This is a genomic window from Streptomyces xingningensis (genome assembly GCF_054957865.1).
In genome coordinates, this window is record NZ_JBDJPF010000017.1 from 80,133 (window position 1) to 105,529 (window position 25,397).

General features: G+C 70.3%; 23 protein-coding genes and 2 tRNA genes. 10 read left to right on the top strand and 15 right to left on the bottom strand.

What is annotated here, in order from left to right; translation table 11 throughout:
- Positions 1–71: 71 nt before the first annotated feature.
- The gene (locus ABCR83_RS11850) at positions 72–719 is read left to right on the top strand and encodes a class I SAM-dependent methyltransferase (RefSeq protein ID WP_462694902.1); all 648 of its coding nucleotides are present in this window, start codon (positions 72–74) and stop codon (positions 717–719) included.
- Positions 720–797: 78 nt separating this feature from the next.
- Here ABCR83_RS11850 and ABCR83_RS11855 read toward each other — a convergent pair whose 3' ends face one another.
- Positions 798–1,535, bottom strand: a complete 738-nt coding sequence (locus ABCR83_RS11855; RefSeq protein WP_462694869.1) for a GbsR/MarR family transcriptional regulator — start codon at positions 1,533–1,535, stop codon at positions 798–800.
- A gap of 219 nt (positions 1,536–1,754) precedes the next feature.
- Here ABCR83_RS11855 and ABCR83_RS11860 point away from each other — a divergent pair, with 219 nt between their 5' ends.
- Both ABCR83_RS11860 and ABCR83_RS11865 read left to right on the top strand, forming a co-directional pair.
- The gene (locus ABCR83_RS11860; RefSeq protein ID WP_462694870.1) at positions 1,755–2,717 is read left to right on the top strand and encodes an ATP-binding cassette domain-containing protein; all 963 of its coding nucleotides are present in this window, start codon (positions 1,755–1,757) and stop codon (positions 2,715–2,717) included.
- A complete protein-coding gene (locus ABCR83_RS11865) occupies positions 2,714–3,517 on the top strand; it encodes an ABC transporter permease (RefSeq protein WP_462694871.1) in 804 nt (267 codons plus the stop codon). The genes ABCR83_RS11860 and ABCR83_RS11865 overlap by 4 nt, the downstream gene beginning before the upstream one ends.
- Before the next feature lie 53 nt (positions 3,518–3,570).
- Here ABCR83_RS11865 and ABCR83_RS11870 read toward each other — a convergent pair whose 3' ends face one another.
- A complete protein-coding gene (locus ABCR83_RS11870) occupies positions 3,571–4,431 on the bottom strand; it encodes a S1 family peptidase (protein WP_462694872.1) in 861 nt (286 codons plus the stop codon).
- 96 nt (positions 4,432–4,527) lie between these two features.
- Positions 4,528–4,872 (bottom strand): LysR substrate-binding domain-containing protein, encoded by a 345-nt coding sequence (locus ABCR83_RS11875; RefSeq protein ID WP_462694873.1) that lies wholly within the window; start codon positions 4,870–4,872, stop codon positions 4,528–4,530.
- 42 nt (positions 4,873–4,914) lie between these two features.
- On the opposite strand from ABCR83_RS11875, the gene ABCR83_RS11880 reads away from it, so the two are divergent.
- Positions 4,915–5,058, top strand: a complete 144-nt coding sequence (locus ABCR83_RS11880; protein ID WP_462694875.1) for a hypothetical protein — start codon at positions 4,915–4,917, stop codon at positions 5,056–5,058.
- Between the two features lie 61 nt (positions 5,059–5,119).
- On the opposite strand, the gene clpX is transcribed toward ABCR83_RS11880, so the two are convergent.
- From clpX to ABCR83_RS11905, 5 genes are all read right to left on the bottom strand, one after another.
- The gene (gene clpX / locus ABCR83_RS11885) at positions 5,120–6,406 is read right to left on the bottom strand and encodes an ATP-dependent Clp protease ATP-binding subunit ClpX (RefSeq protein ID WP_462694876.1); all 1,287 of its coding nucleotides are present in this window, start codon (positions 6,404–6,406) and stop codon (positions 5,120–5,122) included.
- 162 nt (positions 6,407–6,568) lie between these two features.
- Positions 6,569–7,237, bottom strand: coding sequence for an ATP-dependent Clp protease proteolytic subunit (locus ABCR83_RS11890; protein ID WP_462694877.1), 669 nt, complete (start codon positions 7,235–7,237; stop codon positions 6,569–6,571).
- Between the two features lie 52 nt (positions 7,238–7,289).
- Complete coding sequence (locus tag ABCR83_RS11895) at positions 7,290–7,895, bottom strand: ATP-dependent Clp protease proteolytic subunit (RefSeq protein ID WP_462694903.1); 606 nt, start codon at positions 7,893–7,895, stop codon at positions 7,290–7,292.
- A gap of 304 nt (positions 7,896–8,199) precedes the next feature.
- Positions 8,200–9,570: a trigger factor gene (gene tig, locus ABCR83_RS11900; RefSeq protein ID WP_462694878.1), complete on the bottom strand. Its 1,371-nt coding sequence runs from the start codon at positions 9,568–9,570 to the stop codon at positions 8,200–8,202.
- A gap of 133 nt (positions 9,571–9,703) precedes the next feature.
- A tRNA-Pro gene (locus tag ABCR83_RS11905) sits at positions 9,704–9,780 on the bottom strand.
- A gap of 166 nt (positions 9,781–9,946) precedes the next feature.
- Here ABCR83_RS11905 and ABCR83_RS11910 point away from each other — a divergent pair.
- Positions 9,947–10,020 (top strand) — tRNA-Gly (locus ABCR83_RS11910).
- Between the two features lie 64 nt (positions 10,021–10,084).
- Here the strand turns inward: ABCR83_RS11910 and ABCR83_RS11915 are convergent.
- A complete protein-coding gene (locus ABCR83_RS11915; RefSeq protein ID WP_462694879.1) occupies positions 10,085–10,279 on the bottom strand; it encodes a hypothetical protein in 195 nt (64 codons plus the stop codon).
- Between the two features lie 219 nt (positions 10,280–10,498).
- Between ABCR83_RS11915 and ABCR83_RS11920 the strand changes: the two genes are divergently transcribed.
- Positions 10,499–11,593, top strand: coding sequence for an acyltransferase family protein (locus ABCR83_RS11920; RefSeq protein ID WP_462694880.1), 1,095 nt, complete (start codon positions 10,499–10,501; stop codon positions 11,591–11,593).
- Between the two features lie 15 nt (positions 11,594–11,608).
- Here ABCR83_RS11920 and pdxR read toward each other — a convergent pair whose 3' ends face one another.
- Positions 11,609–13,102 (bottom strand): MocR-like pyridoxine biosynthesis transcription factor PdxR, encoded by a 1,494-nt coding sequence (gene pdxR / locus ABCR83_RS11925; protein ID WP_462694881.1) that lies wholly within the window; start codon positions 13,100–13,102, stop codon positions 11,609–11,611.
- A gap of 28 nt (positions 13,103–13,130) precedes the next feature.
- On the opposite strand from pdxR, the gene ABCR83_RS11930 reads away from it, so the two are divergent.
- Positions 13,131–13,976 (top strand): methyltransferase domain-containing protein, encoded by an 846-nt coding sequence (locus tag ABCR83_RS11930; protein ID WP_462694882.1) that lies wholly within the window; start codon positions 13,131–13,133, stop codon positions 13,974–13,976.
- Between the two features lie 101 nt (positions 13,977–14,077).
- Here the strand turns inward: ABCR83_RS11930 and ABCR83_RS11935 are convergent, their stop codons facing one another.
- Genes ABCR83_RS11935 through eccD form a run of 4 tightly spaced genes read right to left on the bottom strand, consistent with a single transcriptional unit; the run spans position 14,078 to position 21,938 of the window.
- Entirely contained in the window at positions 14,078–15,481 is a 1,404-nt protein-coding gene (locus tag ABCR83_RS11935) for a DUF6177 family protein (protein ID WP_462694883.1), read from the bottom strand.
- Positions 15,478–19,461 carry a type VII secretion protein EccCa gene (eccCa, locus tag ABCR83_RS11940; RefSeq protein ID WP_462694885.1) on the bottom strand — a complete coding sequence of 1,328 codons (3,984 nt, stop codon included), beginning with the start codon at positions 19,459–19,461 and terminating at the stop codon, positions 15,478–15,480. The genes ABCR83_RS11935 and eccCa overlap by 4 nt, the downstream gene beginning before the upstream one ends.
- Positions 19,458–20,507 (bottom strand): nucleotide-binding protein, encoded by a 1,050-nt coding sequence (locus ABCR83_RS11945; RefSeq protein ID WP_462694886.1) that lies wholly within the window; start codon positions 20,505–20,507, stop codon positions 19,458–19,460. The genes eccCa and ABCR83_RS11945 overlap by 4 nt, the downstream gene beginning before the upstream one ends.
- A 36-nt stretch (positions 20,508–20,543) precedes the next feature.
- Positions 20,544–21,938, bottom strand: coding sequence for a type VII secretion integral membrane protein EccD (gene eccD / locus ABCR83_RS11950; RefSeq protein ID WP_462694887.1), 1,395 nt, complete (start codon positions 21,936–21,938; stop codon positions 20,544–20,546).
- Between the two features lie 805 nt (positions 21,939–22,743).
- Here eccD and ABCR83_RS11955 point away from each other — a divergent pair.
- Together ABCR83_RS11955 and ABCR83_RS11960 are read left to right on the top strand one after the other, a co-directional pair.
- Positions 22,744–23,598 (top strand): helix-turn-helix domain-containing protein, encoded by an 855-nt coding sequence (locus tag ABCR83_RS11955; protein WP_462694889.1) that lies wholly within the window; start codon positions 22,744–22,746, stop codon positions 23,596–23,598.
- Between the two features lie 12 nt (positions 23,599–23,610).
- Entirely contained in the window at positions 23,611–23,841 is a 231-nt protein-coding gene (locus tag ABCR83_RS11960) for a DUF397 domain-containing protein (RefSeq protein WP_462694890.1), read from the top strand.
- Here ABCR83_RS11960 and ABCR83_RS11965 read toward each other — a convergent pair.
- On the bottom strand, positions 23,813–24,262 hold the full coding sequence (locus ABCR83_RS11965) for a 2-thiouracil desulfurase family protein (protein ID WP_462694891.1): 450 nt from the start codon (positions 24,260–24,262) through the stop codon (positions 23,813–23,815). The genes ABCR83_RS11960 and ABCR83_RS11965 overlap by 29 nt on opposite strands.
- A gap of 129 nt (positions 24,263–24,391) precedes the next feature.
- Here ABCR83_RS11965 and ABCR83_RS11970 point away from each other — a divergent pair, with 129 nt between their 5' ends.
- Positions 24,392–25,144, top strand: coding sequence for an SDR family NAD(P)-dependent oxidoreductase (locus ABCR83_RS11970; RefSeq protein WP_462694892.1), 753 nt, complete (start codon positions 24,392–24,394; stop codon positions 25,142–25,144).
- Positions 25,145–25,397: the final 253 nt, after the last annotated feature.

A 25,397-nucleotide genomic window follows, 5' to 3' on the forward strand; every position in this document is an offset into this window, starting at 1 on the left:
GGGCGAACGGGTGGGAGGGAAGATCGTAATCCTCTCGGCTCGCCTCGGCCCCAGGAACTAATGTCGTGAGCATGGTCGAAGACGATGCCCTCAGTGCCACCCGTGAGGCTTACGACGCTGCTGCCTCCACCTATGCGCAGCTGTTCCGCGACTCGCTGCGTGACAGTCCCCTGGACCGCGCGATCTTGGGTGCCTTCGCCGAGGCCGTAAGCGCGAGTGGGGACGGCCAGGTCGCGGACCTGGGATGTGGGCCTGGCCATATCACCGCTCATCTGGGCGAGCTGGGGCTGGCGGCGTTTGGTGTTGATGCCTCTCCTGCGATGATCGAGTTGGCTCGACAGGCCCATCCTGGCCTGCGGTTCGACGTGGGCTCGATGACCGCGTTGAACATCGCCGACGGCGTGCTGGGCGGCGCACTCTCACGTTGGTCCATCATCCACACTCCGCCGCAAGAACTCCCCGTCATCCTGGCGGAGTTCCACCGCGTGCTGGCACCGGGCGGCCACCTTCTGGTCGGCTTTTCGGCAAGCGACGATCCGTCTCACCCGACGCAGGTCTTCGATCACGCAGTCGCGCCGGCCTACCGGTGGTGGCCTGATCACCTCGCCACGATGCTGCGCACGTCCGGGTTGACCGAGGTGGCCCGGATGGTTCGCGAGCCTCAGCCCACCGACCGACGGCAGTTCCAGGAGATTCACCTGCTCGCCCGCAAAGCCTAGACAAGGGCTGGCCCAGCCTTCGCCCCCGGCGCTCCTGACGGACGTGACGCGGCGAGACCTGAGGTCAACGTGATCTGTTCAATCGTCGGTCGCGGACGTCTTCCGAGGGTGGGTGGAGTAGACCTTGTGCCAGTGCTGGACCGAGCGAACCAGGTCATCGATGACGTGGAGGAGGAACTGGCTGGTGTTCTCCAGGCGAGCGCCGGCAGGGGTGGTGGCGCCCAGTTTCTGGGCTCCGATCTTGCAGGCTTCGGCGATCTGGGTCTGGGTGCGCGCGCTGGCCATGATGGAGTGGAACGCTGCGTCGTCGTCGATGGAGTAACGTTCGGCGCGGCTGTGCGGGTCGCGTTCACGTTTGATGAGTGCCTGGTTTTCCAGGTAGCCAATGGCCTTGGAGATGGAAGCGGGGCTGACGTGCAGGCGTCGTACAAGTTCCGCGGAGGTGAGGCTCCCGCTGTCGGCGGTGAAGAGCGCGGCGAGCACCCTGGCCATCATCTGCGGGAGCCCCGCCTGAATCATCAGTTCCACGCTCTGCGTGCCCACTTCGTCCACGAGTCGTGGATCGCGCCCGCCGAGGTGGGCACCTCCCGGTGACGGTGTCGGCGGAGTGGTCTTGCGCCGACGCATGTGTCCCGTACCGGCCCGGTGAGCCATCTCGGCGTGGTAGCCGCGCGGCCCGCCGTTGCGCATCACTTCGCGGGTGACGGTGGAGGTCGGCCGCCCGATGCGGCGGCCAATGGCGGCGTAGGTCAGCTCCTCGCGCAGTCCTGCGGCGATCTGCTGGCGGTCCTGGAGGGTGAGTCTGTCACCGGGCATCGGGTGTCCTCCACTGTCGGCGTCGAGGCCAGCTTAATGCAACGCATCCCTGTTGCATTAGCCAGCATGCGCCATGCAATGATTTTACGGTGCTGACCAGCAGATATGAAGTTGCTTCACCTGTACATGATTGACGATTACGTGAATGCAACGTAACTTTCGCTGAGTTGTAAAGACGCTCCATACGGCGCCCGTCTCACCAGAGCGGAAGTGAAACCCATGACCACCGATCTCGGTCACCGCGCGATCGCGGCGACTGCAGTACGCAAGACGTACGGCGACCACATGGTGCTCGACGGCATCGACCTCGACATCCCCGCGGGATCCGTCTTCGCGTTGCTCGGCCCGAACGGCGCCGGCAAGACCACCGTGGTGCAAATCCTGTCCACGCTCATCCGCGCCGACGCCGGCGAAATGCGGGTCGCCGGCCGGGACGTGGTCCGGGATTCGGACGCGGTCCGTGCCGCGATCGGCGTCACCGGCCAGTTCTCGGCGGTGGACAGCTTCCTCACCGGCCAGGAGAACCTGCTGTTGATGGCCGACCTGAACCGCCTGCCCCGCCGGGAACGGCGGCAGCGTGCCGAGGACTTGCTGGCGCGGTTCGATCTGGTGGACGCGGCCCGCAAGCCTGCGGCGACGTATTCCGGCGGGATGCGCCGCCGCCTGGACCTCGCGATGACGCTGGTCGGCCGGCCCCGCGTGATCTTCCTCGACGAGCCGACCACCGGACTGGACCCGCGCAGCAGGCGGACCATGTGGGAGATCATCCGCAGGCTGGTGACCGACGAGGGCGTCACGATCTTCCTCACCACCCAGTACCTCGAGGAGGCCGACCAGCTCGCCGACCGGATCGCGGTGCTGCACCAGGGAAAGCTGGTCGCGGAAGGCTCGCCGGAGGAGCTCAAGCGGCAGGTCGGCGGCGGCCACATCACCCTGCGCTTCGCCGACCCACGCGGCTACGATCACGCGGCCCGGACGCTGGACGTGGTGTCCCGCAACGATGAGACATGCACCCTGCAGATCCCCAGCCAGGGCGATGTCCGGTCGTTGCGCGCACTGCTGGACTGGCTCGACCACGCCTCGCTCACCGTGGACGAACTGCAGGTCCACACCCCCGATCTCGATGACGTCTTCTTCGCCCTGACGGGCAACCCGGTCACGGAACAGGAGCCCGCCCGATGAGCGCCGTTTCCAGTGCGGTTTCCCATGCCTTTGCCGACTCGGCGACCATGTTGCGCCGCCAGTTGCGGCACATGCTGCGTTATCCGACGCTCATCCTGACGGCCGCCGGGGTTCCGGTGGTCTTCCTGCTGCTGTTCGTCTACGTTCTCGGCGGCATCCTCGGGACCGGCCTTGGCGGGCCGTCGGGCGGCCGGGATGCCTACGCGAACTACGTCGTCCCCGGCGTCATCCTGATAACTGTCGCGACCGCGGCTCAGGGCACGGCGATCTCGGTGGCCATCGACATGACCGAGGGCATCATCGCCCGGTTCCGCACCATGGCCATCGCCCGGGTCTCGGTACTCACCGGTCATGTGTTGGGCAGCCTGATCCAGACCCTGCTGAGTATCACTGCCGTCATCGGGGTCGCGCTGCTGGTGGGATTCGAGCCGACCGCGGACTTCAGCGAATGGCTCGGCGCGATCGGCGTGCTCGCAATGATCATCCTCGCGCTCACCTGGCTGTCGGTCGCACTGGCCATGGTCGCCAAGAGCGTCGCCGGCGCGAGCACCATGCTGACGCCGCTGATGATCCTGCCCATGATGGGCAGCGGGTTCGTCCCCACCGACACGATGCCCACAGGGCTGAAGTGGTTCGCCGAGTACCAGCCGTTCACCCCGTTCATCGAAACCCTGCGCGGGCTGCTGCTGGGCACTCCGATCAACAACAGCGCAATCCTGGCCATCGGTTGGTGCGCCCTGATCGCTCTGGGCAGCTACCTATGGGCCAAGAAGCTCTACAATCGCGAGCCCGCCAAGTGAGCGGGGCTGCAGTGTCGCGTGATCGTCTTCGAAGTCCCGGATGGGACCCGCCCCTACCGCCGCACCCACCCCCGCAGCCCCGCCACATCCGCGAACCCCGCGTCCGCCGGCCGGCCGCACGCCTTGCCCGCCGTCTCACCGGCGAAGCTGAAGACGCCCACCAGCTCCGGTCCCCGGCGCCCCCGGGCGATCAGCGGGCTTCCGCTGTCGCCGGTGCACATCGTCACGCCACCGCCGTCCAGGTCGCGGGCGCAGAACACCGACGCCTTGTCCACCACCGCCGGGGTCTGGGCGGCGCACTGCGCATGGGTCCGGACGGTCAGGTCGCCTCGGCGCAGCACATCGCCACGGAACTTCCGGTGCGGGTGGGACGGATCCCATGGGCGGGTGATGCCATGGCCGAAGGCCACCACATGGGTGCCGGGGCGCGGGCGCTGCTCGGCGAGCGGGAGCGGTGTGACGCCGCGGACCGGGGCGTTGAGCCGGATCTCCGCCAAGTCGTAGGCGGCCGAGGACATTTCCGGCTTGTCGGGTGCGGCCGGGGAGGGCAGCAGCTTGTAGTCCGGGTGCAGTCTGGCCTTGCGTATGTCGCGTACCGTGCCCGGATCCCGGGACAGCACCGAGGATCCGATGTGCACCTCGAGCTTCCGGATGTCCAGCCCGTCGAGGCAGTGCGCGGCGGTCAGCACCCGGTCGGGCGCGATGAGGGTGCCGCCGCAGGCCGCCCGCCCCAGCAGCGGCCCGCTGCCCTTGGCGGCCAGGGTCGCGAGCCAGGGGGCCGCGCCCCGCTGGGGCAACTGCACACCCCCGGACATGGCTTGGGCCGACCCCGTCGCAGCCGCCGTCGCGGCGATGGTCGCGGCCACCCAGACCGCGACCGTACCCCTGCGCACCCTGCTTCGCTTTGTTTTCATACGTAACTCCCACCCCTGTGATCTGTGACAGCAACAACAGCAACAGAGGCTAGCCAGGCGGAACTTGGAGTAATCAGACCCAGGTCGCATCATCCGTCATCCTTCAGTGGCACTGCCCGCCCCGCCCCACCCCCTGGCCAGCTCCGCGAACGCCCGGGCCGCGGCGCTCTCAAAGGCCGCTTCCCGGCGGAGCAGCGCCACCGAGCGTGCGGGCAGCGCGGGTTCCAGCGGGACCGGCCGCAGTCGCGGCTGCTCCCGCGCGATCGCGTCGGGCAGCACCGTGGCCAGCCCGGTCCGGGTGACTATCTCCACCAGCGCGCTGACCGAGTTCGCCTCGACGGCGATGTCCGGGCGCACCCCATGCGCGGCGAAGTGCTCGTCGATACGGCGCCGGGTGGCGAAGTCCGTGCTGAGCGTCGTCAGGCGCGCGAAGCGCGTCAAGCCCGCTGCCGCAAGGTAAGCAGGAATCTCCCGCCGCATTATGTGGACGACCGGAAGTACTTCGAACTCGGCACCTTCTACGGCGAGTTCGCCAAACCGTGGAACGAGCGCCGGCTGCCGATGCGTTATGCACCCCGGGACGCCGCCACCGACGTATACCGGGCCTGGCAGCGGCACAACGCGTAAACAAAAAGGGCGCCCGGCACCATCATGGCCGGGCGCCCGAGGGGTGTCCGCTATGCGTCCGCTATGCGCTCTTCTCGTGCCGCTCGCCCGCCTCGCCGCCGCGCGAGCGCGGCACCAGCGTCGGGTTGACATTGGACTGCACCACATCCGCGGTGATGACGACCCGCGCGACATCCTTGCGCGAGGGCACCTCATACATCACGGACTGCAGCACCTCCTCCATGATGGCGCGCAATCCCCGCGCCCCGGTGCCCCGCAGGATCGCCTGATCGGCGATGGCCTCCAGGGCCGGGCGGTCGAAGTCGAGCTCGACACCGTCGAGTTCAAAGAGCCGCTGGTACTGCTTCACCAGCGCGTTACGCGGCTCCACCAGGATCTGGAGCAGCGCCGCACGGTCGAGGTTGTGCACGGAGGTGATGACGGGCAGCCGGCCGATGAACTCCGGGATCATGCCGAACTTGACCAGGTCCTCCGGCATGACCTCCTGGAACTGGTCGCTCGCCTCGATCTCGCGCTTGGAACGGATCGTCGCGCCGAAACCGATGCCCTTGGCACCGGCCCGGGACTCGATGATCTTCTCCAGTCCGGAGAACGCGCCGCCCACGATGAACAGGACGTTCGTCGTGTCGATCTGGATGAATTCCTGGTGCGGGTGCTTGCGGCCGCCCTGCGGCGGGACCGAGGCGGTGGTCCCCTCCAGGATCTTGAGCAGGGCCTGCTGAACGCCCTCGCCCGACACATCCCGGGTGATCGAAGGATTTTCGCTCTTTCGGGCGACCTTGTCGATCTCGTCGATGTAGATGATGCCGGTCTCGGCCTTTTTGACGTCGTAGTCGGCGGCCTGGATCAGCTTGAGGAGGATGTTCTCGACGTCCTCGCCGACATAGCCGGCCTCGGTCAGCGCGGTCGCGTCGGCGATCGCGAACGGGACGTTGAGCATCCGCGCCAGCGTCTGCGCAAGCAGGGTCTTGCCCGAACCCGTCGGGCCCAGCAGCAGAATGTTGGACTTGGCCAGTTCGATGCCGTCGTCGCGGTTGTGCCCGCCGTACTCGCCGGCCTGCACCCGCTTGTAGTGGTTGTAGACGGCCACCGACAGGGCCTTTTTGGCGGCCTCCTGGCCGACGACATAACCCTCGAGGAACTCATAGATCTCGCGGGGCTTGGGGAGTTCTTCCCAGCGCACCTCGGAGGTCTCCGCGAGTTCTTCCTCGATGATCTCGTTACAGAGATCGATGCACTCGTCGCAGATGTACACACCAGGACCCGCGATGAGCTTCTTCACCTGCTTCTGGCTCTTTCCGCAGAACGAGCACTTGAGCAGATCGCCGCCGTCACCGATGCGTGCCACGAGGTGCTTCCCCTTCGCCTGGGATCCGCCTTGTTCTGCGAACCCGAGTGCTTGCCTATCGACGGTACCTTGCCGGGCCCCCCGTGCGGGCCCCCCTTGTACCTACTCGGGCCAAGGGGGGTACCGGCGGCACTGTGTCCGAGAACCGTACTCAGACAGACGTCAGACGGACACGGACGACTTGCGCGTGGACACGATCTGGTCGACCAGACCGTAGGCAAGCGCCTCCTCGGCGGTGAGAATCTTGTCGCGCTCGATATCGTCGCGGATCTTCTCGACCGGCTGGGTGGAGTGCTTGGCCAGCATCTCCTCCAGCTGAGTGCGCATGCGCATGATCTCGTTCGCCGCGATCTCCAGGTCGGAGAGCTGCTCACGGCCCGTCTGGCTGGACGGCTGGTGGATCAGGACCCGGGCGTTGGGCAGTGCCATCCGCTTGCCCGGGGTGCCGGCGGCCAGCAGGATGGCCGCGGCCGAGGCCGCCTGGCCCATGCAGACCGTCTGGATGTCGGGCTTCACGAACTGCATCGTGTCGTAGATGGCGGTCAGCGCGGTGAACGAGCCGCCGGGCGAGTTGATGTAGATCGAGATGTCCCGGTCGGGATCCATTGATTCAAGGCACAGCAGCTGTGCCATGACGTCATTGGCGGAGGCGTCGTCGATCTGGACGCCGAGGAAGATCACACGCTCCTCGAAGAGCTTCGCGTACGGGTCGTACTCACGAACGCCCTGGGAGGTGCGCTCCACAAAGCGCGGCACGACATAGCGCGCATCGACCTGGGGGCCGGTGTAGAGACCACTGCCGGGGAAGTTGTTCATGCGGGTGTTCACCATCCTGATGGCGGTCGGTGGGCTGGGATACGGCTTTGAGCGGTACTGCCGGGGCTCAGGCCCCCGTGCCGCCGCCGCCCGGAACGCCGGAGGCGTGGGTGATGATCTCGTCGATGATCCCGTACTCCTTGGCCTCCTCCGCGCTGAACCAGCGGTCGCGGTCACCGTCGCGGATGATCGTCTCCACGGTCTGGCCGGTGTGCTCGGCGGTGATCTCCGCCATCCGCTTCTTGGTACGGAGCAGCTGCTCGGCCTGGATCTTGATGTCCGAGGCGGTGCCGCCGAGGCCCGCGGAGCCCTGGTGCATGAGGATGTCGGTGTTGGGCAGCGCAAAGCGCTTGCCCGCGGTGCCACCGGTCAGCAGGAACTGGCCCATCGAGGCGGCGAGGCCCATGCCGATGGTGACCACGTCGTTCGGGATGTACTGCATGGTGTCGTAGACCGCCATGCCGGCCGTCACCGAACCACCGGGGCTGTTGATGTAGAGGTAAATGTCCTTGTCGGGGTCCGCGGCCAGGAGCAGCAGCTGCGCCGTGATCTTGTTGGCGATGTCGTCGTCGACCTGCTGGCCGAGGAAGATGATCCGCTCGTCGAGCAGCCGGCTGTAGACCTGGTCGCCGAGGCCACCACCGATGGAAGGCCCGCCGGCGGCGGAAGGCATCAGATTCATCACGTGATCCACCTGCTCGTCTCTGACGGCAACGGGCCGTCTCCGCGTCTTCACTCGGGGCCGGGGTCGCCTGGGCCGGTACCCTCCGGCGCGCTCCAAGTCTTCCCCTGCCCTCGTATCTACGGACCCTAACGCGCTGGTCGGCGGCCGCCATCCCGCATGGGGAACTGTTCGCTCTGAGCGCAGGTTCAGCGGCTCCCCACAGAGCGCTTACGGGCCCGGTCGCGGCCCCCCGCAGGGGTGGCCGCGACCGGGCCCGTAAGCAGGCTCGGGGCCGTTCAGGCGCTTCCGGGGCTCAGGCTTCCTTGCCCTCGGCGGCCTCGACGACCTCGGTGGCGGCCTCCGCCTCGTCGTCCTCGTCCTCAAGGTTGACGATCTCGCCGTTGGCGTCCTTGACGGTGGCGGCCTCGACGACCGTCGCCAGGGCCTTGCCGCGGGCGACCTCGCCGACCAGCATCGGGACCTGGCCACCCTCGACGACCGCCTGGGCGAACTGGTCGGGGCTCATGCCGGAGGACTGCGCACGGCGCATCAGGTGCTCGGTGAGCTCCTCCTGGCCGACCGACAGCTTCTCCTTGTTGACGATCTCGTCGAGGACGAACTGGGTGCGGATGCCCTTCTCGGCCTGCTCCTTGAGCTCGGCCTCGAACTCCTCGGCGGACTTGCCCTGGATCTCCAGGTACTTGTCCAGGGTCATGCCCATCTGCCCGAGCTGGTGGTGCTCGAGGTTGTGCTTGCGGGTGTTGACCTCGTCCTCGAGCAGCTTCTCGGGCATCGGGACCTCGACCAGCTTCAGCAGCTCGTCGAGCACCTTCTCCTGGGCCTGGGTGGCCTGGTCGAACTTCTTCATCCGGGCCAGCCGCTCGCGGCTGTCGGCCCGGAGCTCCTCCAGCGTGTCGAACTCGCTCGCCAGCTGCGCGAACTCGTCGTCCAGCGCGGGCAGTTCGCGGGACTTGACGGCGCTGACGTCCACCTTGACCTCGGCCTCCTTGCCCTCGGCGGAACCGCCCTTGAGCTCGGAGGTGAAGGTCGCGGTGCCACCGGCGGCGAGGCCGGTCACCGCCTCGTCGATGCCGTCCAGCAGCTGGCCGGAGCCGATGGTGTAGTCGACGCCGGTGGCAACGCCGTCCTCCAGCACCTCGCCGTCGACCTTGGCCTCGAGGTCGACCGTGACGATGTCGCCCTCGGCGGCGGCGCGCTCGACCGCGGTGGTGGTGGCGAAGCGCTCACGGAGCTGCTCGACGGACTTCTCGATGTCCTCGTCGGTGACCTCGGCGACATCGACGGTGACCTCGATGCCGGAGTAGTCCGGGATCTCCAGGGCCGGGCGGATGTCGACCTCGGCGGTGAAGGCCAGCAGCTCGCCGTCCTTCAGCTCGGTGATGTCCACCTCGGGCTGGCCGAGCGGGTTGAGGTCGCCCTCGTTGACCGCCTCGGTGTAGAACTTCGGGAGCGCGTCGTTGACGGCCTCCTCCAGCACGGCGCCACGGCCGAAGCGCTGGTCGATGACGCGGGCCGGGATCTTGCCCTTGCGGAAGCCCGCCACCGTGACCTGCTGGTTGATCTTCTTGTACGCCGCGTCGAGGCTGGGCTTGAGCTCCTCGAAGGGCACCTCGACAGTGAGCCGAACCCGAGTCGGGTTCAGGGTCTCCACGGCGCTCTTCACGGTTCGGTCTCCTTGGGGCTGACTTCTGGAATTCTGCTGAGGTTCTCAGCGGATCGCGCCCGGTAGAGAGACACACAGACGCGCAGCTTGCATAGTAACCGCACGCAGGATGAGCCCCACAATGTGATCTTGCTGGTCGGGGTGGCCGGATTCGAACCGACGACCTTCCGCTCCCAAAGCGGACGCGCTACCAAGCTGCGCCACACCCCGTCGGTGCGAGACGTAGGGTACATGCCCGCGGGGGTGCTCGGCGGCCGGTTTCGGCGAAGGAACGGACCAGGGGCCGGGGCCGTCCCACCGGGGTGTGCGGCGGACCCCCGGGACCCGCTACGATGCACGTCAGTGCCATCCGCCCCACAGGGGTTCGAGGGCGCTCGCGGGCGTAGCTCAATGGTAGAGCCCCAGTCTTCCAAACTGGCTACGCGGGTTCGATTCCCGTCGCCCGCTCCACCACGCCTCCGGCCCCGGCCGGAGGCGTTTCGTTTCCGCCGGCCGCCTTCATGGACCGCACCGCTCAGATCTTGATGTTCTGTATGGTCCGGGCGATCGAGTCCAGGAAGTTGTGGATCGACGGCGCCAGGCCGGTGGAGGCCAGGAAGAAGCCGAAGAGGATGGCGATGAACGCCGAGCCGCCCTTCAGCTTCCCGTTGCGCATCAGCATCACCAGAACGATCCCCAAGAGCAACACCGTTGATAGCGAAATGATCACAACTGATCCCACCCTCGGTCGAAAGCACTTTCCCGGCCCGGGGAGACGCTGCACCGCAGGTCTCCCCCGTACCCATCGTGCCATCAACTCCGGCACCAGTGTGGTGACGTGACGATTCATCGATAGATTGACCCCGCGGACAAGGGATCGATTTTCGGCCGGGCGCCTGGACGGTACGGGGTTTTTGCCGGTTCCGCTGCCACGGCTATGGTGCCTCGGGTGTCCCCCACCACTCCGGCGCCGCCGGCGCAACCCACGGCCGCGGCCTCCGCCCGTCCCCGGACCGACGGTGCCGACGCGGCACGGCGCGACCCGTTCTTCGACAACGCCAAGTACCTGGCGATCGTCCTGGTCGCCCTCGGCCACGCCTGGGAACCGCTCACCGGCACCAGCCGGGCGGCGACCGCGCTGTACCTCACGGTCTACACCTTCCACATGCCGGCGTTCATTGTGATCTCCGGCTACTTCTCGCGCGGCTTCGAACCGACCCCGGCCAAGCTGAAGCGGCTGATCGCCGGCGTCCTGGTGCCCTATCTGATCTTCCAGGTGCTCTATCTCGAGTTCCAGCGGTGGCTGGAGCCGGATGCCTCACCGGACCCGTTCTCCCTGTTCAACCCCTGGTACCTCAACTGGTTCCTGGCCGCGCTGTTCATCTGGCGGCTGACCACGCCGATCTGGCGGCTCGTGCGGTGGCCGGTCCCGGTGGCCTTCGCGATAGCCGTCACCGGCGCGCTCACCCGCGAGATCGGCAGCGACTTCGACCTGATGCGGGTGCTGCAGTTCCTGCCGTTCTTTGTGATCGGGCTCCATCTGAAGCCCGCCCACTTCGAGTTGGTGCGCCGCGGCTGGGTGCGGATCGCGGCGCTGCCGGTCTTCGGCTGCGCCCTGGCGACCGCCTACTGGCTGGCCCCGCGCCTGGACAGCGGCTGGCTCTACCGCAATTACAGCGTCCAGGATCTCCACCAGCCCGCCTGGACCGCCCCCGTGATGACCCTGGCGCTCTTCGGCTGCGCCGCCGCCCTGACCATCGGTTTCCTCGCCTGGGTACCGCGCCGCAGGACCTGGTTCACGGTGCTGGGCACCGGGACGCTCTACGGGTATCTGCTGCACGGCTTCCTGATCAAGCTCTCCCGCTGGTACGAGTGGTACGACGCCGCCGCGTGGATCCGCGGGCCGGCGGGCGAGGCCGTGGTGACGGTGCTGGCCATCGCGATGATCAGCGTGCTGTGTTCGCCACCGGTGCGGCGGGTGCTGCGGTGGATGCTGGAACCGCGGCTGGAGTGGGCCTTCCGCAAGAGCTCCGGCCCCGCGTAGCGCCCCTAGCGTCCCTCACCGCAGCAGCTCCCCCAGCACGGCCACTCCCTCCGCGATCGCCGTCGCCGTACTCGCCGCATAGCCCAGCACCAGTCCCGGCCGCCCGGGCCGCTGCCGGTGCCAGGAGAGCGGCTGCACCTTCACCCCCCGGGCCAGCGCAGCGGCGGCGAGCTCCGTATCGGCGGCCCCGGCCGCGAGGGCCCGGTCCGCGAAGGTGATCGTCAGGTGCAGGCCCGCCGCCGCGCCGTGCACCACCGCCCCCGGCAGATGGGTACGAATCGCCTGGATCATTACATCCCGCCGCCGTCGGTGCCGCCGCCGCAGCAGCCGCAACTGCCGCTCCAGCTCGCCGGATTCCATCAGCCGGGCCAGTACCAGCTGGGGCAGCGCCGCATTGCCGAGATCGGTGAACCGCTTGGCGGACACCAGGGCGTCCCGGTATCCCGGCGGTGCCAGCACCCAGCCCACCCGCAGCGCGGGAGCCAGCAGCTTGGACACGCTCCCGGCGTAGCAGACGTGTTCCGCGAGCATCGACCGCAGCGCGGGCACCGGCGAGCGGTCATAGCGGTGCTCGGCGTCATAGTCGTCCTCGATGATCAGCCCGCCCGCGCCGGCCCAGCGCATCAGCGCCCGGCGCCGTTCGCCGCCGAGGACCACTCCGGTGGGGAACTGATGGGCCGGGGTGAGCAGCACGGCGGGCGCACCGTCGGCGCGCAGCCCGTCGACCCGGATCCCCTCGGAGTCCACCGGGATGGGCGGGGTGTCCACCTGCCACCGGTTGAGGTGCTGGCGGGCCCCGAGCGAGCCGGGGTCCTCCACCGCCACCCGGGAGATCCCGTCCTCCCGCAGCACCTGCGCCAGCAGTCCCAGCGCCTGGGCGGTACCGGCGACGATCAGCACCTCGCCCGGGTCGGCCCGGATCCCCCGGTTGCGGGCCAGCCAGTGGGCGACGGCCAGGCGCAGCGCCGGGGTGCCGCGGGGATCTCCGTATCCGAAGTCCGAGGGCGAGAGTTCGGCCAGCACCGAGCGTTCGGCGCGCAGCCAGGCCGCGCGGGGGAAGGCCGTCAGGTCGGGCAGCCCGGGCGAGAGGTCGATCCGGGCCGGGGCCGTGCGCAGTGTGTCGAAGACGTCCTCGCCGGGTGCGGCGGCGAACACTGCGCCGGTGGCCGCCGGAGGTTCGGCGCGGGGCGGCGGTGCGGACAGCGGGGCGGCGACCACCACCGTGCCGCCCCGGCCGCGTCCGGCCACATGACCGTCCTCGGTCAGCCGCCGGTAGGCCTCGGTGACCACGCCACGGGACACCCGCAGTTCAGCGGCGAGCACCCGGGTGGCGGGCAGCTTGCCGCCCACCGGCAGCCGGCCGTCGGAGATCGCCAGCCGCAGCCGCCGGGCCAGCCAGTCGGCCCGCCCGCCCACCGGTGCGTCGGCGATGTCCAGCTGAAGGAAGTCGGCCCCGGCGGCACCGGCGCTTATGGACCTGTCTCCAGCAGCTTCATTGGCTCTGTCCATCGGGCCATTATGGCGGCAGGGTCAAGCCATGCGGAACGGATATGTACACGGGTACACGGCGAACGAGGCCCGGCGGCTGGGTGATCAAGCGGACACGCTGGCGAGGTTGCTGCACGCGGGCACGGTGTATCCCGCCGGGAGCCGGGTGCTGGAGGCCGGTTGCGGGGTCGGCGCGCAGACGGTGCATCTGGCCGCGGGCAGCCCCGAGGCGCACATCACGGCGGTCGATGTCTCGGCGGACTCCCTTGAACAGGCCCGCGACCGGGTTTCGGCCCGGCTCCCCGGGGCGCGGGTGGAGTGGTGTCATGCCGACCTCCATGAGCTGCCGTTCCCGGATGACGCCTTTGACCACGTCTTTGTGTGCTTCGTCCTGGAGCATCTGCCGGATCCGCTGGGCGCGTTGACGGCGCTGCGGCGGGTGCTGCGGCCGGGCGGCTCCATCACCGTCATGGAGGGGGACCATGGTTCGGCCTTCTTCCACCCCGACAGTCCCCATGCCCGGGCGGCGATCGAGTGCCAGATCCGGCTGCAGTCCGCCGCCGGCGGGGACGCGTTGATCGGCCGGCGGCTGCATCCGCTGCTGACCACCGCCGGGTTCCAGGGTGTCGCGGTCCATCCGCGGACGGTCTACGCCGACCACAGCCGGCCCGCCCTGGTGGAGGGCTTCACCCGCAACACCTTTATCGCGATGGTCGAATCCGTCCGCGAGGAGGCCTTGGCCGCCGGCCTGACCACCCCGGCCGAGTGGCACCGGGGGACAGCCGACCTGCGCCGCACCGCGGACGAACAAGGGACCTTCCACTACACGTTCTTCAAGGCCGTCGCCGAGGAACCCTTCGGCGCCGCACGGAAGGTCATCACATGGCCGCGGTGATCGCCCTCGTCGCCCTGTTCTTCACCGCCCTGACCCTCCTGGTCCTCGCGCTGGAGCGCAGCCACGACCGCCGCCCTCGCCCACGACCGCATCGGTGACGGTCACTGCCGGCGCAGATGCCGCATCAGCCGCTCGAATCCGCTCCAGCCCTCGGCGGCGGACTCCCCGTCCCCCAGCGGGTAGTACAGGCCCGGCCGCGCGGCCGGGCCGAGCGGGCGCGGCCCGGCCGCCGGCGGATGCCGGGCATGGGCGAGCCCGACCTCCCGCACCTCCGCCGCCCCCAGCGCAAAGCCAACCGGCACCGGCGGGCGTTCGAAGCGGGGCGGCAGGCTCAAGTCCCGGCGCGCCTCGCGCAGTTGGCACAGCAGCGAGGTGAGGCCGTGCCGGGTGACCAGCTCATCGGCCAGGGCGGGCAGCCGGTCCAGGGGCGGCGGCTCGCCCGGCCCATAGCCGAAGGCGAGGATGGTGTCCTCCTCGACACCGTCCGGGGTACGGGTGACCCGCAGGGTGGCGAGGGCGGGACGCTCCGCGGTCCCGACGATCACCGTCCAGGTGGACCTGGGTGCCCGCTCCCGCGCCAGGTCGGTCAACTGCCGCCGTGACCAGGGGAGACCGGCGGGCTCCGCGGTGCCCCAGCCGACCGGGGGCGCGCCCGTCAGCAGCCGCCAGGCCGCTTCCACCGCCCCGCCGAGCACCAGCCGCTCGGTCGCGGGATGGCGGGTGTGGAAGGAGAGCGCCAGCTGCCGCTCGGCGGTGCGCCGGACGGTGCCGAACGCCTCGGCCACCGGCGTCCGCCCGTGCTCGTCGCGCGCCGGGGCGAAGGCGCCGTCCTGCCAGCGCAGTACCGCCCCGGACAGGCCGTCGTAATACCCGCACTGCTCGTCCTGCACCACCCACCGGGTGGGCGGGCCGAACATCAGCGTGCGGGTGGGCAGCGAGAGACGGCAGTGACCGGGGGTGACGATCTGCAGGCCTCGGTCGCTTTCCGTGGTGGCCCGCAGCGCCTCGGACAGCCAGCTGGTCATGGCGATCAGCGGACGGTCCTGGAGGACGACCGCGACCCGCTCGGTGAGCACATCGACGGCGGGCTGGGCGGCCGCCGGAGCCGGTACGGCCGTGACGCCCGAGGTGTCGACGAGTTCGTCCGCGTCACCGGGCGCGTCCGGCGGCCAGACGGTGCCGCCCAGCAGCGCGGTCAGCCGGGCCGCGAACGCACCGGCGAGCCGCTCCGCCCGGGGCACGCCGGTGGCGGCGCGGGCCTCGACCCACCACCGGGGCCCGTCCCCGGCATCCGCGTCCAGCAGCCGGTTCGCCTCGCCCGGCACCCTCAGCAGCATCGGTGCCTCGACCGAGAGCAGCGTCCGTCCCTCGCCGTCACAGAGCTGTACCACCGCGCCCTCCGCGGCCGTGTCCACCCGGAGATCCGGGCCACCGGCGAGCAGCCCCACCAGGATGCTCCAGGCGTCCGGCAGCCGCTCGGTGAGCGCTATCACGTCCTTGGTCATCCGAGGTCCTCGCCGCCCTCTCCGGCAAGTGCCGTCTGGATCAGCCGGGTTGCCTCGCCCCGGCGCACCAGGGTCCCCCTGCCGGGTGGCAGGGCCGCGGCGTACACCCCGGGGAAGAGCTGGCCCTCCTGCCGGTCGCCGGTCATCACCAGGGCCGTGGTGCCGCTCTCCCGGAGCGCCATCAGAAACGGTTCGTACAGCGCGCGTGCGGCGCCCGCCACCCGGCGGGTGACGACGAAGTGCAGCCCGATGTCCGGCGCGGAGGGGACGAACGGCAGGAAGGGTGCCAGCGGTTGCTGTCCCGCGGTGGTGAGGATGTCGTAGTCGTCGACCAGGATCACGATCCGCGGGCCGGAGTACCAGGTGCCCGAGGCCGACGAGTCCACGGCCGTGAGGTCGTCGGGCAGCCGCTTCTCCAGTTCGCCGGCGATGCCCTGGGAAAGCCCCGCGCAGATCCGCGAGTTGTGCGCATAGCCGCCGCGATAGGGCTCGGGCACCAGGGTGCGCAGCCCCCGCCGCGGGTCCAGCACCGCGAACACCAGCTCCTCGTGGGACCAGCGCGCCATCAGCCCCCGGGCGACCAGGCGCAGCAGATTGGTCTTCCCGCATTCGCTGTCGCCGAGGATCAGCAGGTGCTGGTCGTGCCGGAACAGGTCGAGCTGCACCGGCCGCAACGCGGTCTGGTCCAGCCCGACCGGCACCCGGTTCGGCTCCTGCGCGGGCGAGGGCAGTTCGGCGGCGGTGAGGCGGGCGGGCAGCACCCGCACCCGCCGCACTCCCTCGCCGGGCCAGGAGGCACGGACCGCCGTCACCGCCCGTTCGACGGCCTCGCCGAGATCGGAGGTGGTGGTCAGGGAGTCGATGCGGGGCAGTGCCGTCTGGGCGAACAGCTTGCCGTCGGTGAGCGCCCGGCCCGGCTCGCCGGGGGCGATGGCCGCGGCGAGCTTGCGGTCGATGCCGCTGTCGCCCGGGTCGTTCAGCCGCAGCTCGATGCGGGTGCCGAAGGCCGCCTGGGTGGCGATGCGCACATCGTTCCAGCGCAGCATGGACGCCACGACGTGGATGCCATAGCCGCCGCCGCGCCTGAGCAGGTCGGTGACGGCGTCCTCGAGCTCCTCGAAGTCATCGCGGAGCGCCCCGAATCCATCGGCGACCAGCACGATGTCGGTGGAGGAGAGCTCGGGCAGCCCGCCCCCGGCCCGCAGTTCGCGCAGCCGCTGGACGGAGTCGATGCCCCGGTCGCGGAAGAGCTCCTCGCGCTCGGCGAGCATGCCCCGCACCTCCTCGACCGTACGGGCCGCGCGTTCCCGGTCGGCCCGCCCGGCGATGCCGCCGACGTGCGGCAGCCCGGCGAGCACCGCCAGGCCGCCGCCGACCAGGTCGAGTCCGTAGATGCCGACCTCGCGCGGGGTGTGGGTCATCGCCAGGGACAGCACCAGGGTGCGCAGCAGGGTGGTCTTGCCGGTCTGCGGGCCGCCGATGAGAGCCGTGTGACCGCCGGAGACGGTGAGGTCGAGGGTCCACTGGCCCTGCCACTGCCGGGCCGGGTCGTCCAGCAGGCCCAGCGGTACCCTCATCGGCCCCGGCCGGGCGCCCAGTCGCAGGCCTCGTTCGCCGGCCTGGACGGGGCCCGCCGAGGTGTCGAGCGCGAGGGCGCGCGGCAGCGGCGGCAGCCAGACGGCGCGGGTGGGCTCGGCCGCGTCCCGGAGCCGGCCGACCAGCACCGACAGCACCGTGGGGCCGGGGTCGCGGTGGCGGCCGGCCGGTTCGTCCGCGGCGGTGCCGGCTTCCGGCCCGGCGAGGGCGCCCGCGGCCGGGTACGGCAGGACGACCGGTGCGCTCTCCTCGGCGTCCCGGACGACCGGTCCCCGGTAGGGGCCGGAGACAAAGCCCGCCTTGAAGCGTTCATACACACTGGTGTCGACCTTGAGGTAGCCGAAGCCGGGCAGCGGCGGCAGCCGGAAGGCGTCGGCGGTGTCGAGCACGGTGCGGCTCTCGTCGGCGGAGAAGGTCCGCAGCCCCAGCCGGTAGGAGAGATAGGTCTCCAGGCCCTTGAGCCTGCCGCTCTCGATGCGCTGGCTGGAGAGCAGCAGATGCACCCCGATGGACCGGCCGATGCGCCCGATGGAGAGGAAGAGGTCGATGAAGTCGGGCTTGGCGGTGAGGAGTTCGCCGAACTCGTCGATGACCACGAACAGATGGGGCAGCGGCTCCAATTGAGGCCGGGTGGCGCGCAGTGCCGCGTAGTGTCCGATGTCGGCGATGTCGCCCGCGTCCTTGAGCACCTGCTGGCGGCGCTGGACCTCGCCCGCGAGCGAGGAGTGCACGCGCTCGACGAGGCCCGCCTGGTTCTCCAGATTGGTGATGACCCCGGCGACATGCGGCAGGGCGGCGAAGGGCGCGAAGGTGGCGCCGCCCTTGTAGTCGACCAGGATCATCGCCAGGTCCTCGGGCGGATGCGAGGCGACCAGGGCGAGCACCAGGGTGCGCAGCAGCTCGCTCTTGCCGGACCCGGTGGCGCCCACGCACAGACCGTGCGGCCCCATGCCCAGCTCGGCGGACTCCTTGAGGTCGAGCAGCACCGGCTCGTGCCGGTCGTTCACCCCGACCGGCACGCGCAGGAAGGAGCGTTCGCCGCGGGGCCGCCAGAGGGTGGCGAGGTCCGGCGCGGCCGGGTCCTCGAGGCCCAGCAGCCGGACGAAGTCCACCGGGCCGGACAGCGGGGCGTCGGCCAGGGATTCGGCGGACAGCCGCAGCGGTGCCAGCGACCGGGCCAGCCCTTCGGCGGCCGCGGCGGTGAGGTGGTCGGCGGTGCCCTGGGCGAGGTCGCCGCCCCGTGGCTCCTCGAGGTGCACCCGGTCCCCGTCCACCGTGATGCGCAGCGACACCTGTCCGGGTTCCTGCACCCGCCCGGCCACCAGGTGCAGCACGGTGACGCCCATCTCGCGCAGCCCGACGGCCTCGTCGGGACCGGTCAGTTCGGTGGCGTCCGCCCCGTACTCGTCACTGATCACGACGAGCCTGCTCATCAGCTCCAGCGCGTCCTTGCCGGACAGCCCGCGCCGCACCTCGGCGGCATAGCCCGCCCGGGCCCGCAGTTCCCGGTCGATCCGCCGGGCCAGCTGCGGCACTCCGGGGGCGATCCGGCGGGCGCTCACCGGGCCGTCGCGCTCCTCGGGGTCGAGGATGTGCGGCAGCCACTTCACCCATTCCCAGTCGGCCATCCGTTCGCCGGGGCAGGCCAGGGCGAAGGCGACATCGTCGGGCGCGTGCCCCACGGCGGCCTGGGCGAGCAGGGCCCGGACGACCCGCAGCACGCCCTCCCGGTCACCGATGACGCTGACGTTCCCCGCCCGGTCCAGGGGCACGGTCAGCGGCAGACCGGCCGCGGTGGCGAACCGGTTCTTGAGCGCTCCGGCCTCGTTGAGCATAAAGCGGTCGGGCGGGGTGAGGACGCCACCGCCGGATCTGCTCACGGTCAGCGTCCGCACCGGCATCCAGCCCGTCCCCACCCGTACCCGCAGGAAGTCGCCGTCGGTGCGGCGCCGTTCCCACCGCCGGGCGGGGTCGCGCACCAGGTCGTACAGGGCGTCCGGCGGAGGATCGAGCACCCGGGCGGCGGCCCGGCGCGCACGCTCCTCCGCGCCGAGCTCCTCCCGCAGCTCTTCCAGATACTCCAGATACCGCTCGCGCTGCCGCCGCCGGGTGCGCTGGGCCTTGCCGCGCTGTGACAGCAGCAGCCCGGCCGAGCCGATCACGGTGACCACCAGCACGATGGCGCCCAGCGCCGCGAACTGGCTGTTGCGGATCACCGTCATCAGCACCACCGAGCTCATCACCCCCGCCACCGGCATCAGCGAGTGCAGGGCACCCCCCGTCTTGCCCTCGGGCAGATTCGGCGGCGGCTCGATGGCGCGTTCCTCAAGTGGCGCCAGGGGACGGGTGGTACGGGCCGGACGATGCACCAGGCGGGTGGTCATGGCCGCCGCCCGCCCAGCGCCCGGTCGAGCGCCTCGGCCGCGATCCCGGTGACGGCCTCCCGGGTGCGCTGCCCCAGCAGTTCGGTGCGGATCAGGCCACCGGCGGCCAGATGCCGGTCATAGGGCAGCGACAGCACGCGAACTCCCTCGAGTTGGAGATGCCCGTGCGCCGCCTCGGCATCGAGCGTCATATGGGGCGAGAGCGTGGCAAGCACCACCACCGTCCGCGCGAGCATCGAGGGGCGGCGCAGCGAGACCATCCAGTCGAGTACGGCGCGGGTGCTGATGACGCCTTCGACGGTGGCCGGGGCGACCAGCACCCGCGCCTGGGCGGCGGCGAGCGCGGTACGTGACAGCTCGCTCGGCAGCGTCTCGCAGTCGACCACGGTGATGCCGAAATAGCGGCGCAGGGCGACCATCACCGCCCGGTAGTCGGCCAGTTCCAGCCGGCTCCCGACCCGGCCCTGACTGCAGGGCAACAGCCAGCCACGGTCCGGCAGCTGCACCAGATACCCCGTGACATCCACCAGCTGCATGGCCGGATCGATGATCCTGGCGAGGTCACCGCAGGTCCATCGCACCTTCCCGGCGCCGACCCGGACGGGCAGCGTGCCCAGCGCCGGGTCGGCCTCCAGCATCAGCACCGGGTCCCGGCGGTAGTGCGCATAGGTACGCCCCAGCAGCGCGGCCACCGTGGTCTTGCCCGCGCCGCCGCGAATGCTGGTGACGGCGATCTGCCGTCCGGTGGTGACGGGCTGCTGGAGCGCCCGGGCGATCCGCTCGGCCCGCGCCACCTCCTGGGCGGCCGGGGAGACCACCAGCCGCCGCAGCGAACGCCCGGTCCGCCGGGCGGCCGAATCACCGCTGCGGGGCCGGGCCTTGGCCAACTCCTCGGGGAGCCGGATCTCCGCCGTGACAGGGGTCGGTGGCAGCGCTGCCGCCGGTGGCGGGGGCGGTGGCGGCGGCGCGGCGGGGACGGGCGGGGGCGCCTCCTCCCGCACCAGCCCCTGCAGATCGCGCAACACCTCGCCCTGCCAGTCCGCCATCCGTCCTTCCCTCTCTACCGGCTTCCCCTTCTACTTCTACGAGAACTGGTGCAGCAGCCGCTCGAACACTCCGAACTGGCCCACCACCAGCGGGAAGAGCGCGATCACGCCGATGGTCTCGACCAGGTCCACCGCCCGGCGCAACCGAACCCGCAGATGTTCGGGCGGCTGTATGGCGAGCACCCCCAGTGGCACCACCGCAAGCGCGCACAGCGCGGCCAGCGGCCCATAGGGCGTGGTGTGCAGATGCTTGAAGTGATCGATGTGGTCAAGGTGGTCGATCCACAGCACCGCCAGCCGTACCAACACCACCACCGCCGCCCCCAGCAACACCACCACCTCGGCGACCAGCGGGAACGCCCGCGAACGGGAGAGCAGCACCAGGGCCAGCACGCCCGCGACCGCGACCGCCCACGGGGACGGACGCCCACCGACCGCCACCAGGGCCCCGCCCGCCGCGGACCCGGCCGTGACGACCGTGGCCAGCGCCAGACCACGGTGCGCGGCGGCGAGCGCCGTCCCCACCTCGTACCGGCTGACGGACGCGCCGCCCGAGCGCCGGTCGTCCAGCCCGGTCAGCCCCGCGGCCATCAGCGCCAGCCGGGGCAGCAGCCCGAGCACCACCACCGAGCCCACGCCCAGCACCGAGCCGACCCGGGCGAGATCACCCTGCAGCAGGGCGACGCCCTCCCAGGCGGCCGTGCCGGCCACCACGGCACCGGCGCCGATCAGACCGCCGCGGCCGAGCGGGGAGAGCAGCCCGAGCAGGGCGAGCATCGCGGCCACCACCGCGGCGACGACCGCCAGCCGAGCGGTCCAGGCCCACCCATGCGCATCGGCGGCCGCCCATCCGGCGAGGGTGCCCAGCGCCCCGGCGACCAGCACCAGGGTGGCGCCGAGGTCACGGTTGCCCGCCCTGGCGGCAATGGCCGCCACGGCCGCGGCGAGCGCGGCGGCCACGCCCTCCGGTGCGGCCACCGCGGCCGGTCCCACGCTGGTACGCGCAATCAGCCCGGCCGTCACGGCGAGCGCGAGCGCGGCCACCGCGGCCGTGCCCTGCCGCGCCGCCGGCCGCCAGCGCCAGGCCTGTACATCCAGCGCCTCGGCGACCTCGTCGGTGACATCGTGCACCACAGGTGCGGAGGGCGTGTCGTCCACCCGCACCAGGCGGAGGATCGCACCATCGGGCACGGCGGCCCCGGCCAGCGAATCGCCCTGGGAGAGCACGGTGCCGTCGGTGGTCACCAGATTGCGGGCGGCGGGCGGCCCGGCGACCCGGTCGCCCAACAGCCGCAACAGCTCGGGCAGCAGCCGCCCGATGGGCTCCTCCGCGGGCAGGACGACATCAACTCGCCGTCGCTCCGCGACGAGTGTGACCCGGCTTAACTCGCCTGTCGCCTTGGTACGCAGTCTCGCCCCCACGTTCGCCACTCGGCCGAACTTATCACCGGGCGGGGACAGTGGCCGTGGGAGCGGGCGACTTGGCCGCGGAATGTTTGGGCGTCGCCCGGTGCGAGGGTTTCGGTTTCGCCGTAACTGTCGGTGAATGGGTGGATGTTGGCGACGGCCGGGTCGGCTCCGATTCCACCGGCGCCTCCGACAAGGACGGCGACGGCACCACCGGCACCGCCGGCCTCGCAGGCGAAGGCGTCAACGGCTGCTCATACCGCTGCTCCTGCCGCCTCTGCTGTTCCCGCTGCTTGGCCAGGATGTGCTGGAGGAACCCCCACCCCACACACCCCGCACACAGCACCGCGGCGAGAGCGATCCCCGCGAACACCTTGCCGAGCCTCTCATCCGCCGTGCGCCTGGCGCGCTGGGCGCCATACAGCAGGGCGTCGCGCATGCGACGCCGCCGCACGGAAACGGACTCCAGTAACTGACTGTCGTAGTCCTTGGCAGCCACCCCTCTCCGCCACCCCCTCTCCCATTCCCCTCCTCGGCCTCCAGCCCGATGCACTGGCTTCCCATGCACTGGCCATGCCCCACCTTACGGCGACCGCGCGACAGTTCGAGGGTGTGCGTCAAGAGTCAGGACGCTAGTACGGTGACCGACGAAGTCTCCTGACAGGAGGTTGAGTTGGATCACCCACAGGACGGCGTTGATCGGTGAAGGTGCCGCTGAGCAGGGCGGCACCCTTCTGCGTTCCAGAGGCGCCGAGCGAACAGTGCATGTGGTTCCCGAGACCGCATCGAGTGACAACAGCACAGTGTGTGCGATCGCAAGAGGAGCACCATGCCACCGAGCACGCCACCTCCACCAACCGTCCTGCGCCGACGGCTTGGCACGGAACTCCGAAGGCTCCGGGAGAACGCCGCCCTGTCCGCGACCCAGGCCGGCGGCCGGCTCGGGATCTCCCCGTCCCAGGTGAGCAATATCGAGGCCGGACGCCAAGGGGTCAGCGCGGACCGGGTACGGGCGCTGGCCCACACATACGGCTGCCCGGACGAACCACTGATCGACGCCCTCGCCGCGATGACCGGTGAGCGCCCGCACGGTTGGTGGGAGGGATACCGGGAACAGCTGCCGACGAGCCTCATCGAACTCGCCGAACTCGAACACCATGCGACCGCACTGCGCGTCACCCAAGTGGTGAACGTCCCCGGCCTGTTGCAGACGGCCGATCAAGCCCGCGCGATCTTCAGCGAGGCCATCCCTCCACTGCTCCCCCATCAGATCGAACACCGGGTCTCACACCGGATCAAGCGCCAGGCGATCCTCTACCGCGAAACCCCTCCGCCCTACACCGCGATCATCCACGAGGCCGTGCTCCATATGCAGTTCGGCGGCCCCAAGGTCGCCAAGGCGCAGCTAGTGCAGCTTCTGGAGATGAGCGAACGGCAGCACATCACCCTGCTCGCCATCCCGTTCCGCATCGGGTTCCCCAGTACCGCCATGGGTGTCGACTACTGCCACGGGCCCGTCACCCAGCTGGACACCGTCATCGCCGACATCGCCCATGAAAGCGCACTACTCGACACACCGTCGCACCTGACTACATACCGCCTCAAACTTGACCGGATGCAGCGAGCCGCCCTCGGCCCAGGACCAACGCGTGACCTCATCCACCGTATCGCTCAAGCGATTTGAGAGGGCTCGGACGTGACCACGCTCAACTGGCAGAAGTCCTCCTACAGCGAGGGCGGATCCTCCTGCGTCCATGTGGCTGCCGTGCCCTGCACCAGCATCCGCCACCTCTATGAGAGCGACACCCCGGAAATGGTCCTCACCACCACCCGCAGCACGCTCGGCCCCCTCTTATCCCGCATCAAGGCCGGACTGCTCGACAGCCGACCCCACCGTCTCACACCCCGGGTGCGGGCCGCACCGTGATCCCATTCCGCTCGAACAGCGCCGCCGTCACCCCGTCGCCCGGCACCAGCTCCCCGGCGAACGACCCGTCGTACACCGCACCCCGCCCGCAGGACGGACTGCGCGGCATCAGCAGGGCCTCCGTGCAGCCGCCATGCCGCGCCGCTGCGAGTGCGCGCCGGGCTCCCTCCACAAACTCCGCCGTCACATCACGCCCGGTGTCATCGACGACCCGCGCCGCCCCGTCCAGCACATCGTGCCCGTCCCCGCCCACCAGTTCCGCAGGCCTCCTCGGCGTAGCCAGCCCACCCGCGACCTCAGGGCAGAACGACACCACATCCCGGCCGGCCACCGCCTCCTCGATCTCCGCCGCAGCCTTGTCCCGCCCGTCGAACCGGCACGGCACCCCGCGCAGACACGCACTGACCAGAATCGCTCCCATACCACCAGGCTAACCGGACGGCCACCCGCCACCCCACGACTACCGCGGCCCCTGACCGCAGTGCGCGGTGGTGATGCTGGGGTGAGAGTGGGTACAGGGGGCGCCGCATAGCGGGAAGGGAGTGGCGGCATGCAGATCAAGGACTCTGTCGTCCTCGTGACAGGCGCCAACCGCGGTATCGGCCGGGCTCTGCTGGCCGAGTTCCTGGCCAGGGACGTGGCCCGTGCTTACGCGGCAGCCCGGCGGCCGGAGGCGCTGGAGCCGGTGACCGCGGCGGACCCGGAGCGCGTGGTCCCGCTGGTGCTCGATGTCACCAGCCCACCCGCGATCAGTGCGGCCGTGCAGGCCGCGCCGGATGTGACGGTCCTGGTCAACAACGCGGGGCTCGTCAACCTCGGCCACCTGATCGACATGGAGCTCGATGCCGTCGAGAGCGTCATGTGCACCAATGTCCTGGGCCCCCTGCGGATGGTCCGCGCTTTCGCCCCGGTGATCGAGCACAACGGCGGTGGCGCCATCGTCAATGTCATCAGCATCGGAGCCTTCGGCGGCACCCCGGGCATGGGCGGCTATCCGGCGTCCAAGGCCGCACTCAACCTCATGACCCAGGCCTTCCGCGAGGACCTCGTGCCGCGTGGCATCACCGTGCACGGCGTGTTCCCGGGACCGGTGGAGACCGACATGCTCGCCCAGGCCCTCAGCTCGGCCCCGGACCTCGCCACCTACCCGACGACGACACCCCAAGAGGTGGCTCGCGCCATTCTGGACGGACTGGAACGCGGAGATCCGGAGATCTTCCCCGACCCCATCTCCCGTGAGATCGGCGAGATTTGGGCGCGCAACCCCAAAGACGTCGAACACCGGCTCACCCAGATGCGCTGACCCGACAAAGCACCTGGGCCACTAGCTGCGCCGGGCAACCTGGCCGGGACGCCCCGGCTGCGGCGACGGGTGCACAAAACCTTCCGGAGACGGCGGCGCGGCGGAAGGTTTTCGACCCCTTTCCGGATGCGTCCCCCACTGGGCTTCAGACCGCCGGCCACAAGGCCGCATCCCTCAGCCCCCAGCGGCTGAGGTGGCGCACTGTCCGCGAGATCACCGCCGCCGCCATCCGGTCGGCACGGACACGCGCTTC